Origin of the sequence: Myxococcus sp. XM-1-1-1 (genome assembly GCF_020037095.1) — a bacterium.
GTDB lineage: Bacteria > Myxococcota > Myxococcia > Myxococcales > Myxococcaceae > Myxococcus > Myxococcus fulvus.
Genome location: NZ_JAIQDH010000031.1, coordinates 35,722 through 48,284 on the forward strand (window position 1 = coordinate 35,722; position 12,563 = coordinate 48,284).

7 protein-coding genes are annotated in these 12,563 nt (G+C 70.1%); 2 read left to right on the forward strand and 5 right to left on the reverse strand.

Annotated features, from left to right (window positions below):
• The first annotated feature begins 26 nt into the window (after nt 1-26).
• Nucleotides 27-2,831, forward strand: a complete 2,805-nt coding sequence (locus K8640_RS38020; RefSeq protein ID WP_223751571.1) for an aminotransferase class I/II-fold pyridoxal phosphate-dependent enzyme — start codon at nt 27-29, stop codon at nt 2,829-2,831.
• A gap of 8 nt (nt 2,832-2,839) precedes the next feature.
• On the opposite strand, the gene K8640_RS38025 is transcribed toward K8640_RS38020, so the two are convergent.
• The 4 genes from K8640_RS38025 to K8640_RS38040 all read right to left on the reverse strand — a co-directional run bounded on the left by K8640_RS38025 (nt 2,840) and on the right by K8640_RS38040 (nt 11,332).
• Entirely contained in the window at nt 2,840-5,719 is a 2,880-nt protein-coding gene (locus K8640_RS38025; protein WP_223751572.1) for a PAS domain S-box protein, read from the reverse strand.
• 96 nt (nt 5,720-5,815) lie between these two features.
• A complete protein-coding gene (locus K8640_RS38030; RefSeq protein ID WP_223751573.1) occupies nt 5,816-9,409 on the reverse strand; it encodes an efflux RND transporter permease subunit in 3,594 nt (1,197 codons plus the stop codon).
• Complete coding sequence (locus K8640_RS38035; protein WP_223751574.1) at nt 9,406-10,533, reverse strand: efflux RND transporter periplasmic adaptor subunit; 1,128 nt, start codon at nt 10,531-10,533, stop codon at nt 9,406-9,408. Before K8640_RS38035 ends, K8640_RS38030 begins: the two co-directional genes overlap by 4 nt.
• A gap of 166 nt (nt 10,534-10,699) precedes the next feature.
• A complete protein-coding gene (locus tag K8640_RS38040; protein ID WP_223751575.1) occupies nt 10,700-11,332 on the reverse strand; it encodes a hypothetical protein in 633 nt (210 codons plus the stop codon).
• A 139-nt stretch (nt 11,333-11,471) separates the two neighbouring features.
• Here K8640_RS38040 and K8640_RS38045 point away from each other — a divergent pair, with 139 nt between their 5' ends.
• Nucleotides 11,472-12,206: a TetR/AcrR family transcriptional regulator gene (locus K8640_RS38045; RefSeq protein WP_223751576.1), complete on the forward strand. Its 735-nt coding sequence runs from the start codon at nt 11,472-11,474 to the stop codon at nt 12,204-12,206.
• Between the two features lie 6 nt (nt 12,207-12,212).
• On the opposite strand, the gene K8640_RS38050 is transcribed toward K8640_RS38045, so the two are convergent.
• On the reverse strand, nt 12,213-12,452 hold the full coding sequence (locus tag K8640_RS38050) for a hypothetical protein (RefSeq protein ID WP_223751577.1): 240 nt from the start codon (nt 12,450-12,452) through the stop codon (nt 12,213-12,215).
• Between the last annotated feature and the right edge of the window lie 111 nt (nt 12,453-12,563).

Here is a 12,563-nt window from a genome sequence, read left to right on the forward strand (position 1 = left end):
CGTCGACGAAAGGAGGGCGTGCCGCCATGGCGGAGCCCCTGAGCTCGCTGGAGTCCGGTGTCCAGGCACACCTGTTGTCCGCGGTCTTCAATCCCGAGCAGGTCCGACTGGACGTGTGGAACCGGCTGCGGGAGGAGGTGACGCGGCTGGAGGCGCGGCACGCCGAGGGGCAGGTGTCGCCCGAGCACATGGAGCAGGTGCTCTCGCTCTTTGCGGAGGTGCATCCCATCGAGCGGCTCTTCGTGTTCCCGGGCGAGGCCCGGCTGCAGAGGCTGGCGGAGATGGCGCGCCGGCACGATGTGGAGGAGCTGGCCGAGGAGGTGCGTCGGCTGGTGGGCCTGTTGAGCCTGCATCGCGACCGCGCCTGTCTGCTCACGGACCTGGATGGGACGCGCGCGGCGGCGCCGGAGGGCTCGCACTACTTCACCACGCTGGTGGTGGATGACATGGCGGCGGCGGACTTCGAGCGGGTCCACCGCGGGATGCTCGAGGCGCAGCGCGGGGAGCACCAGTTCCTCTACGAGCTGCTCCAGGTGCGCTCGGTGGAGGACGCGCTGGTGGCGGTGCTCGTCAACGACGACGTGCAGGTGTGCGTGGTGCGGCAGGACCTGCCGCTGCGCTCGCGCTCGCCCGTGAAGCAGCTTCGCTCCACGCTGGAGCCCATCCTCGCGGAGGCGGAGCGCAACGGCGACGAGGCGGGGCTCGTGGTGGCGCGCTGGGTGCGGCGGCTGCGTCCACACCTCAACGTCTACCTCATCACCGACGAGTCCCTGGTGGGGCGGGAGATGCACACCGAGCGCCTGTTCGACCGCGTCTTCTACCGGTACGAGTCCGCGCACGAGCTGAACGTCACGGTGGTGGACGGCGTGCGCGAGCGCTACCGGACGCCGTTCTTCGACGCGCTCAAGCACTACGCCTCGCGGCCCATCGGCAACTTCCACGCGCTGCCGATTGCCCGAGGCCACTCGGTGTACAACTCGCGCTGGCTGCGGGACATGGGGGAGTTCTACGGGCCCAACCTGTTCATGGCGGAGTCCTCCTCCACCGCGGGTGGACTGGACTCCCTGTTGGAGCCGACGGGCTCCATCAAGCAGGCGCAGGAGAAGGCGGCCAAGACGTTCGGCGCGCAGCAGACGTTCTTCGTCACCAACGGCACGTCGACGGCGAACAAGATCGTCCACCAGACGCTGCTCCAGCCCGGTGACGTGGTGCTCATCGACCGCAACTGCCACAAGTCGCACCACTACGGGCTGGTGCTGGCGGGCGCGCACACGGTGTACCTGGATGCGTATCCGGTGCGGGAGTTCGCGATGTACGGCGGCGTGGCGCTGAGCACGCTGAAGGCGAAGCTCCTGGAGCTGAAGTCCGCGGGGCGGTTGGACCGGGTGAAGCTGGTGGTGTTGACCAACTGCACCTTCGACGGGCTCGTCTACCACCCGGAGCGGGTGATGGAGGAGCTGCTGGCCATCAAGCCGGACCTGGCGTTCCTCTGGGATGAGGCGTGGTTCGCCTACGCCACGTTCATGCCGTTGGCGCGTCAGCGCACGGCGATGCGGGCCGCGCAGAAGCTGGCGGAGCGGCTGCGCAGCCGCGCGTACCGCGAGGAGTACCGGGCGTGGCGTGCACGGCGCGGAGACGGGGACGCGGTGGCGGGGGCCCGCGCGCTGGAGGAGCGACTGCTGCCGGACCCGGACAAGGTGCGCGTGCGCGTGTACGCGACACAGTCCACGCACAAGTCGCTGTCGGCGTTCCGTCAGGCCTCGATGCTGCACGTCTGGGACGAGGACTTCGAGCGCCGCGCGGCCGCGCCGCTGACGGAGGCGTACTTCACGCACATCACCACGTCGCCGAACCACCAGCTCGTGGCGTCGCTGGACCTGGCGCGCCGACAGATGGACCTGGAGGGCTTCGCGATGGTGAAGGAGGCCTACCAGCTGGCGATGCGGATGCGCGAGCGGCTGCGCGAGGACCCGCTGCTGCATCGCTACCTGCGGCTGCTGGACGCGGAGCAGATGGTGCCGGAGGTGTTCCGGAGCTCGGGGTTGAACCGCTACGTGGGGCCGGGCTCGGCGGGCGTGGACGAGATGACGCGGGCGTGGGCGCAGGACGAGTTCGTGCTGGACCCGACGCGCCTGACGCTCTTCACCGCGCTCACCGGGCGCAACGGGTTCGAGTTCCGGAGCAAGGTGTTGATGGAGCGGCTGGGCATCCAGGTGAACCACACGTCCATCAACACGGTGCTGATGAACGCGACGATTGGCGTGACGTGGGGCTCGCTGTCGTTCCTCCTGGACGGGCTCCGGCACGAGGCGGAGCGACTGGAGGCGACGCTGGCGCAGGCGACGGGCGCGGAGCGCAGGCTGTTCGACGCGAAGGTGCGCGCCATCACCGAGGAGCTGCCGCCGCTGCCGGACTTCAGCGGGTTCCATCCGGCGTTCCAGCCGTCGGGCGGAGTGGGGGAGGGCGACTTGCGCAGCGCCTTCTTCCTGGCGTACCGCGAGGAGAACGCGGAGTTCGTGACGTTGCCGGAGGCCGCGCAGGCGCTGGACTCGGGGCGGCGGCTGGTGTCCACGCGCTTCGTGGTGCCGTATCCGCCGGGCTTCCCCATCCTGGTGCCGGGGCAGGAGGTGAGCCCGGGCATCGTGGAGTTCATGCGGAAGCTGGACGTGAAGGAGGTCCACGGCTACCGGCCGGAGCTCGGGTTGAGTGTCTTCACGGAGGACGCACTGGAGCGCGCCGCGAGCACCCCGGCACCGGAGGTCCCCGAGCCCCGGACGCGCGGCCCACGCCACGCGCCGGGCCACAACGGGTCCACGCCCGCGACGCACTGAGCGCGGCCTCAGACGTGCCAGGTGAGGGAGCTGTCCGCCGAGTGGATGGCGGGCAGTGAGCAGTAGAAGGTGGTGCCGAGTCCGGGCTGGCTGTCCACCCAGACCCGGCCGCCATGGGCCTCGGTGATGCCCTTGACGATGGTGAGCCCAAGGCCCGCGCCTTCCTTGGCGCGGCTCCGGGCCTGCCAGAAGGGCTCGAACAGGTGGTGCTGGTCCTCGGGGGGAATCCCCGAGCCCGTGTCGCTCACCGAGCAGCGCACCATCTCCCCCCACGGGCGCGCGCGCAGGACGATGCAGCCGCCCATCGGGGTGAACTTCAGCGCGTTGCCAATCAGGTTGGAGAAGAGCTGCAGCACCCGGTCCCGGTCCACGAAGAGGTCCGGCGTGTCGCGGCTGACGTCCAACTGGAGATGGACGGACTGGGCCTCGGCCAGCGCCCGGTGCAGCTCCAGGGCCTCCGTGAGCAGCGCCATCGTCGACTCAGGCCGACGGTCCACGGTGAGGCTGCCGCCCTGCATCCGCGCGACATCCAGCAGGTCCGCGATGAGCGCGGTCGCCCGCGTGACCGCCTTCTGGATGGAGGTCAGTGGACGCGAGTCCGCGGCGCGCTCCGCCGGCGAGCGCTTCATCATCGTCCCCGCGCTCAGCGAGATGACATTCAGGGGCGCGCGCAGGTCATGGGCGACGATGCGCAGCACCTCGTCGCGAAGGTGCGTGGCCTGCTCGGAGCGCGCATGCAGGCTCGCGTTGTCGATGGCCAGCGCCGCGCGCCGCGCCAGCTCCTCGACGAGCGCCAGGTCCCGACGCCCGTAGCTCCGCCCGGACTCGGAGGTGCCCAGCGCGACGACGCCCACCGTGTGCCCGCGCGCGCTCAGCGGCACCACGATGATGGAGCGGGGCGCGAGCCGTCGCAGCAGGTCCAGGTGCCGGGCATCCTCCGCGGTGCTCTCCAGGAGCGACGCGGGGACCTCTTCCAGCAGCAGCGACTGGCCGCTGGTGAAGACCTCCGCCAACGCATGTCCCCGCCGCAGGTGGGCCTGCGGATACGCGCCGAACAGCTCCTCCATCAACAGCGTCCTCTCGTGCGTGGAGGCGAGGCACTCGCGGCGTTGGACCTTCCCGTGCTCGTCGATCATCGTCACGACGCAGAAGTCCGCGAGCGCTGGGACGAGCAGCCGCGACACCGTGGTGACCGTCGTCCCCGGGTCCAGCGAGCTGGCGAGCCTGGGCCCGGCCTCCGCCAGCAGGCGCTGCTCCCGCTCCTGCTGCTCGCGCTCGGAGATGTCCTGCACCTGGGAGATGAAGTGCAGCGGTCTGCCCTTCGAATCGTGGACGAGGGACGCGGTGAGCAGGACGTACACCAAGTGGCCCAGCTTGTGACGGTAGCGTTTCTCGAGCTGATACGTGCCCAGCTCCCCATCCAGCAGCCGCCCCACCTGGAGCAGGTCCCCCTCCAGGTCCTCCGGGTGGGTGAGGTCCTGGAATGTCATCGCGCACAGCTCCTCGCGCGTGTACCCGAGCATCTGGCTCAGCGCCTCGTTCACGTTCAGGAAGTGTCCGTCCAGGCCAACCAGGGACATGCCGATGGGGGCATGGTCGAAGGCGGTGCGGAACAGCTCCTCCCGGTTGCGCCGGGCCTCCTCCGCTCGCACCCGCGCGCTCAGGTCGCGCAGGATGACGGCCCTGAACGCGACATCATCCACCCGCACGTCGGCGAGCGTGGCCTCCGCGGGAAACACCTCCCCACTCCTGCGACGGCCGGACAGGGGTCTTCCCTCCTCGTCGCCCGGGCCTGTTCCGGCGGCCTCCCGCGCCGGGAGGTCCAGGGGGCCGCTCAGCAACAGGTCCATCGACCTGCCCAGCACCTCGCCCGCGGCGTAGCCGAAGATGCGCTCGGCGCCGGTGTTGAACAGGGTGATGTTCCGCTGCTCGTCGACGGCGATGATGGCGTCCGCGGCGTTGTTGACGATGCCGGCGAAGCGGGCCTCGGAGATGCGCAGCGACTGCGCCACTTCGCGCTGACGCGCATCCAGTCGGGAGAGGGCGTTCGCGTTGCGAGCCAGCAGGAGCACGAAGGCGAGCACCGTGACGAGCGCGAAGACCGACGTGCCGAACGGGCCGCTGCGAAAGCCGAGCTCCTCGCTGACCAGCCGCAGCCCCCACACGAGCAGTGGCAGGGTGATGACGGCGGGCAACAGCCTGCGCGCCATGAGGCCGCCGGCATCGTCCCGCAGCAGCACCCCCATCAGTCCATATCGGGGATGCACGGAGAGGATTCCCACCGAGAGCAGCAGGAACAACAGCGCCGAGTGCAGCGCCATGGGCGTGTAGGGCCCGAAGGCCCGCTGCCCGATGAACGCGGTCAGCGGAGCCTCCTCCAGATACGCATAGCCGATGAGGGCCTGGGCGGAGACGAGCGCGACGAGCAGGGCGAGCGGACGGGCCGGATGCCACCCCGAGCGGGTCCTGACGTGCAGCAGCAGCAGCGCGGACCCGAGCAGCACCAGGCTCGCCGCTGTCAGGGGAGACGGCCGGCCCGGCATGTGCGGCGACAGCCGGGTGAGGGTGTCCGCGAAGAAGAGGGGGGCGATCCCGAAATCCCGCCGCGTCAGGTACTCGAGCAGCACCAGTCCGCCCAGCACCATGGCGAGCAGCGCCAGTGCCAGCCCCAGTCCCCTTGCCAGGCGCTCCGCCGACTTCCTCCTCAGCAGCCACAGCGCGCAGCCGATGGAGAACTGCCCCACGGCGGTGAGGGGCATCATCACCCCGGCTCCCGGGAGGAAGACCACACGGGTGAGCCGCTCGCTGGCCATCGCCCAGCCCGCCAGCACGGTGGCCGTCACCAGGACGGTGAACGTGCACACGAGCGGGACCAGCCAGTCGAGCACCCTTTCCAGAGGGCGCGACGAAACCTCCATCCACGAAACTGGAGTCACGTCCTGTCGTTGACCAATGTCGCGGCGGCGACCGCTCCGCCGCCTGCTTCAGCGCTCCTCCCAATGAATCCAGCGCAGGTCCCTCACGAAGAGCGTGTAGAGGACGGGGACGAGCAGCAGGGTGAGCACCGTGGCCACGGTGAGTCCGCCGATCTGCGCGTAGCAGAGCGGCTGCCACAGCGGGCCGCCGTGCAGCGCCAGGGGGATGAGCCCCAGCACGGTGGCTCCCACCGTCACCAGCACGGGCCGCAGGCGGTGGACCCCGGCGTCGAGCAGGGACTCGCGCAGGGACTCTCCGCGCTCGTGGGCCTCCTCGATGTAGTCGAAGAGCACGATGATGTGGCTGACGATGACGCCCATCAGGCTGATGATGCCCAGGAAGGCCATGAAGCTGAAGGGCGCGCCCATGAGGACCAGCGACACCAGCGCCGCCGCCGCGCCGAAGGGCAGGGCGGCGAACACGACCAGCGGCTTGACGGCGTTCTTGAACTGGATGACCAGCGCCACGTAGATGGCGACGATGAGCATGCCGAGCACGACGACCATGCTCGCGAAGCTCTTCTTCTGCTCCTCCGCCTCGCCGCCGATCTCCAACGTGTAGCCGATGGGCAGGTGCTGCTGGAGCTCATCGAGCTTCGGACGGGCCTCCTTCAGGACCTCCGACGCGAGCACGCCCTGTTGCGGGAACGTGGAGATGGTGATGGTGCGGAACTGGTTGCGGCGGCGGATCTTCTCCGTCTGGAGCGAGTAGGCGACGCGGGAGACCTGCCGCAGGGGCACCTTCTGGGGCCCGCTGCGCGAGCTGATGTACAGGTTCTCGATGTCACCCAGCTGGGCGCGCTCCTCGGCGCGGAGCCGGGCGACGATGTCGATTTGATGGATGCCCTCGCGCAGCTGACCCACCGTCATGCCGTTCATCGCCGAGGCGGAGGACGTGGCCACGTCCAGGTTGGTGACGCCCGCGAGGTTGGCCCGGTCCGGGTCCACCTCCAGCTTCACGGAGAACGTGTCGCTGCCCCAGTCGTCGCGCGTGCGCGCGGTGCCGGGGACGGAGCGGAAGATGGCCTTGGCCTGCTCGGCGATGTCGCGCAGCACGGAGATGTCCTCGCCGGAGACCCGGATGGACACGGGGATGCCCACGGGCTTGCCCGTCTCCAGCTCGCGCACGTCGACGCGCGCCCCGGCGATGCGGCGTGACAGCGCGTCCTGGAACAAGGGCACCAGCATGCGGGTGTCCTCCTTGTCTCGGACCTGGATGACCAGCTGCGCGTAGTTGAGCTGCTGGAGCTCCGGTGCGACGGAGAACCAGAAGCGGGGACCTCCGCCGCCGATGAACTCCGTCACCGACTCGAGCACCTGGCGCGGCTTGCCGTCGCTCGGGTGGGCCTTGCCGTACTCCTCGGCCACCTCCTGGAGGATGCGGGTGGCGTCCCTGGCGGTGTCGCGCGTCGCGGTGAGGGTGGCGTCCTCGGGCAGCCAGACGTCCACGTAGGACAGATAGGACAGGTCCTTGGGGAAGAAGGCGGAGCGGACGCGGGTGCCCACGAGCGCGCCCGCGATGAGGACGAGCAGCGCCACGCCGACGACGAGCAGCCGGTGGTCGATGGCCCAGCCGACGACCTGCTGGTATCTCCGGGCGAAGCGCGAGGTCTTCTGGTCCGATGCGGGAGTCTCCGTCTCGGGCGCGCGGAGGATGGCGGAGCCCAGCAGCGGGATGAACGTCATGGAGACCACGCGCGAGGCGACCAGGGACAGCGTGAGGACGATGGGCAGGGTGCGGATGAACCTGCCCGTGTCTCCCGGCAGCGAGAGGAAGGGCAGGTAGGCGGCGATGTTGGTGAGGGTGGCGAAGAGGATGGCGGTGGCCAGCTTCGTGGGACCGAGCCACGCGGCGATGCGCGGCTTCCACCCCATGGACATCGAGCGCTTGATGGCGTCGCTGGCCACGACGGGGTCATCCACCAGCAGGCCCAGCGCGATGATGAGCGACGCGATGGAGATCTGCTGCAGGTCCACGCCGAACAGGTGCATCAGCCCGAAGGTCATCGCCAGGGTGATGGGGATGGACAGGGCCAACAGCAGCGCCGTCCTCCACTCCCAGAAGCCGATGAGCGCGACGAGCACCACCAGGATGATGGCCTCGTAGAGCGAGGACATGAACAGGTCCACGTTCTCCTTCACCTGGAGCGGCTGGTCCGAGGTGCGGCGGATGACCAGGTCCTCGGGCAGCAGCCGTTGGACGTGCGCCAGCTCCTCGCTCACGGCGTGGCCGAAGGTGTCGATCTGCTCGCCCGGGCGCATGTTGACGGCGAGGGTGATGGCGCGGTTGCGGACGAACTCGCCCTGGGCGTTGCGCGCGTCCAGGTAGTTCAGGAAGCGCGGCGGGCTCTGGTAGTCGCGGCGCACGTCCACCATGTCGCGCAGGTACACCGGCGTGCCGTTGGTGCTCGTGGTGGCGACGATGTCTCCCAGCTCGCGCTCGCTGGACAGCTCGCCCGACGGGTCGATGGTGATGCTCTTGCCGCCCATCTCCAGGATGCCGCCGGGCGCGGTGATGTTGCGCGCGGAGATGAGGTTCGCGAGCCCCGAGGCCTGGACGCCGTAGGAGGCGAGGCGCTCCTGCGAGTACTCCAGGAAGATCTTCTCCGGCAGCACGCCCACGCGGGTGACCTTGGAGACGACGGGCAGCCGCTGGAGGTGTCGCTGAATCGTGTCGGTGAAGTCGTCGAGCTGCCGGTGGCTGTAGCGGTCTCCCGCGTTCGCCGTCAGTCGGGCCCGGACGTCCTTCGGGTCGCGGACGATGATGGGGCGCCACACGTCGGGGTGGAGCTCCGACAGGCTCAGGTGGTCCTGGGCGAAGGCGCGCAGGTGTCGCAGCAGCGTGTCGTCGTCCAGGGACGTGGCCATGTCCACGCCGATGAAGCCGGGGCTCTGGATGAAGCGCGCATCATCCGTCTCGGGCAGGGCGTCGAAGAAGCGCAGGGCCTGGTCTCCCAGGCGCTGCATGGACGTCGCGTTGATGGAGGGCGGGAAGCTCACCACCAGCGTGGCCCGTGGAGCGGAGGACGACGCGGACGCGCGCACGTCCTCGATGGCGCGGGCGACGGCGCGCGAGCGCAGCTCCAGCTCCACGTCGTTCGCCGGAGGGCTGGCCACCGTGAGCATCAGCGTCGCGGTGTCGCCGAAGTCCTTGAGGAACTGCACCGGCCCCGCGCCGCTCGGCAGGTCGCGAATCGTGTCGAGCCGCCCCTGGATGTCGTCGAACTCCTTGGCGCGGTCCGCGACGTCCTCCTTCAGCGTGACGTAGACGACGGACAGGCTGGTGCGACTGATGGACTCGATCTTCTCGACGCTGGCGTTCTCGGAGATCTTCTGCTCGATGCGGCGGGTGACCAGCTGTTCAATCTTCTCCGCCTCCGCGCCGGGCCACAGGCACGTGGCCACCGCGACGCGCACTGCGATGACCGGGTCCTTCGCCTTGGGCATCTTGAAGTAGCCGTAGACGCCCCACACCAGCGTGAAGGCCAGGAACACCCAGGCCACCTGCCGCTTCTCGGTGAAGTAGCGCGCGGTGTTGTGTTTGTGGCGCACCAGCGCTTCGTCGCGCTCCCGCTCCGCCTGCTCCGCCTGCTCGGGCGTCACGGAATCACCTCCACCGCCTCGCCGTCGGACAGGAGGCTGGCGCCGGTGACGACGATGCGCTCACCGGCCTCCAATCCCTTGCGCACCGGGATGACGTTGCCCAGGTACTCGCCCAGCTCCACCTCGCGGGCACGCACGAGCGACTTGCCGTCCTGCTGCTGGAACACGAAGACGGCGAACCCGTCCGGCTTGCCGGGCGCGCGGACGATGGAGGACAGCGGCACGAGCAGCTCCGGCTGGAGTCGGGCGGAGCCGCCGTCTCGCAGCGACAGCGCGGCCACCATGCCGGGCTTGAGTCGCTGGTCCTCGTTGGGGATGGAGACCTCCACCGCGAACACGCGGCTCTTGGGGTCCGCGGAGGGCGCGATGCGGGAGATGCGCCCCTCGAAGCGCTGTCCGGGGAAGGCCTGGGTGATGACGGCCTGGGGCGCGCCGAGCCGGACGCTGGGCAGGAGCGTGTCCGGGACGCCGAACACCACGCGGACGCTGCGCGTCTCCGCCACCGAGAAGGCGACGGTGCCCGGCGCGGCCAGGACGCCCACCTCCACGGTGCGCTTGAGCACCACGCCGGAGAGCGGCGAGCGCAGCTGGGTGTCCTCGAGCGCCGTGCGCGCTTCCTCCACGCGGGCCTGGGCGACGGCCGAGGCGCCGACGGCGCTGTCCTTCTGCGTGCGGGCGGCGTCGAGCTGCGCGGGCGTGGACACCTCCGCGGCGACGAGCTTCGTCGTGCGCTCGAAGTTGATGCGCGCCTGCTCCTCGGCGGCGCGGGCCTGGGAGAGCGCCGCGCGGGCCTCGGTGAGCTTCTGCGAGTAGTCCGTCTTGCGCAGCGCGGCCAGCTCCATGCCCTCGCGCACGGCGTCGCCCTCCTGGATGAGGCGGGGGCGTCCGTCCACGTCCTTCACCTTCGCGATGGACTCCACGTAGCCGCCGACCTTGAAGGCCAGGTCCACGCGCGTGGCGGGCTGGATCTCCGCGGAGAAGCGCGCATCCGCCGTCGTCCCGGCGCGGCCCACGGTGGCGATGCGCACGGCGGTGGGAGGCGCGGGCGGGGGAGGGGAGCGCCCGCAGGCGAGCCCGAGCGGGGCGCCCAGGACGAGCGTGAGGGCCAGCAACGACGTCCTCATGAGACGGACTCCAGCGACGCGTCGGAAGCGACGACGTGAAGGACGGCGCCCGGGATTCGGGGCCGTCCGGGGGGAAGCTCACCACGATGAAGAAGGGACTCAGGGGGTGGGCACGACGGGGTGGGCCTTGCCTGTCGCGCGCCCGACACGGTGGGCCGCCGGATGCTCAGAGGACGACGAGCAGGCCGAGGGACGCTGTCGGGTAGACCTGCCGCAGCTTCAGCTCACCATTCGAGATGCGCAGCGTGCGCACGTCCGTGAAGGTGAAGCCCGGGCCTCCGCGCGCCGTCAGGCCCAGCCGCCCCGCGCCCGGCCGCCACATGAGTCCCACCGCGGGCTCCACGAACGCCGCCGTGCTCGCGCCCTGCGAAGGGCCCTTGCCCGTGCGCGCCACGAACTCCTCGAAGCCCGCCGTCAGCCCGACGAAGGGCCGCAGCGTGCCGTTCGCGAACGTCGTCACCGTGTAGCGCGCGTCCGCGCCCACCGCGTAGTTGAGCTTCACCTCGCCCAGCTCCGCCCCCTCGAAGCGCGTGCGCACGCCCACCGCGTTGCCCCACTGGCCCGCGCGCGCCATCAGTCCGAAGGAGAACGGCCCCTCGAACCGGGGCGAGATGTCCAGTCGCACTCCGTACATCGACGCGTCCAGCGCGGGCGGCTGCAGCTCCAGCAGCACCGAGCCCCGGCGCTCCCGCTCCCGCGAGGGAATCAGCTCGCCCGCGTCGTCCGCCCACGCCGGTGCGCCCATCAACACCGCCGCCGCCAGCACTCCCGTCAGGACTCCCTTGGACTGGACCTTCATCTCGTGCTCCCGTGTTTTTAGTCGTTCGACTAATTTAGTTACACGACTAACTAAGACTGCGCCCGGGTGATGTCAAGGCGACCGGGCGGCCGGCCTCGGGGTGCTTGCGGGTAGGTGTGTGGCGTCCTATGGGAGACAGATGGCCCGTCCACGCAGCCCGAAGAAGCCTTCGTCCCCTCCGCCGGAGCCGGCGCTCACGGGAGAGCCGGATGCCCGGGAGCGGCTCATCGCCGCCAGCTCGCGCGTGCTGGCGGAGCGGGGCTACGACGCGACGACGGTGAAGGAGGTGGCGCGCGTGGCCGGGGTGAACCAGGGTCTGGTTCACTACTACTTCGGCAGCAAGGACGCGTTGCTGCTCGCCGTCACGCGCGCGCACAGCGCGCAGTACGTGGCGGAGCTCAAGAAGCTGCGGGACGAGACGCCGCTGGAGGACCTGGCGGACACCAGCTTCGCGTGGGGCGAGCGCCACCTGCGCGCGTCACCCGAGCAGTTCCGGCTGCGCTACGAGCTGTTCGCGTTGGGGCTGCGCAACGCGGAGCTCACCTCGGCGGTCTCCGAGCTCCAGGCGGAGGGTGACCTGGAGGTGGCCCGCACGGTGGCGCGGTATCGGGGGGGGGAGGCCTCGCGCCCCGAGCCCCTGGACCACCACTACGCCGTCATCATCAAGTCGTGCTTCGACGGACTGGCGCTCCAGGCGCTGTTGGATCCGAAGTTCGACCCGGGGCCGGTGTACGCGCTGCTGAAGCATCTGGTGCTGTCGAGTGTCGACGGACCCGGGAGCGGCAAGGCGCCAGCGCGTCGGGGAACTCGGAGCCAGGCGCGTCGAGGCACACCGAAGCCTCGACGTCGCCCGAGCACTCGGCCCCGCCGCTGAGCGTCGTCAGAGGGCGGTCTGCTCGCCGGGCGTGAGGAATCGCACGCGGCGGTCTCCCTGGAACGCGGCGCGGACCTGGGCCTCGGTGGAGAGGGGCTCGAAGGCGCCCGCGTACGTCACGGTGAGTCCGTGGGCGGTGGCGTGGCCTGTCCACAGCCGGGTGTCATCCTCTACTCGGAGGACATGGACCCCGGGGGCTCCGGCGGGCGTCCAGGTCGAGACGGTGATGGGCCGCGCGCGGGGCATGGGATGTTGTCCGGCTGGATGCTTTCTATCTCACGTTTAAGGCCTGTACGAGGTATGGGGGCGTCGTGTCAGTCGGTGGCGTCGCGATACAACGCGTCGAACCGGGCCTTT

Coding starts and splice junctions, on each gene's coding strand:
- K8640_RS38020 (WP_223751571.1), top strand. CDS start 27: ATGGCGGAGCCCCTGAGCTCGCTGGAGTCCGGTGTCCAGGCACACCTG.
- K8640_RS38035 (WP_223751574.1), bottom strand. CDS start 10,533: ATGAGGACGTCGTTGCTGGCCCTCACGCTCGTCCTGGGCGCCCCGCTC.
- K8640_RS38040 (WP_223751575.1), bottom strand. CDS start 11,332: ATGAAGGTCCAGTCCAAGGGAGTCCTGACGGGAGTGCTGGCGGCGGCG.
- K8640_RS38045 (WP_223751576.1), top strand. CDS start 11,472: ATGGCCCGTCCACGCAGCCCGAAGAAGCCTTCGTCCCCTCCGCCGGAG.
- K8640_RS38050 (WP_223751577.1), bottom strand. CDS start 12,452: ATGCCCCGCGCGCGGCCCATCACCGTCTCGACCTGGACGCCCGCCGGA.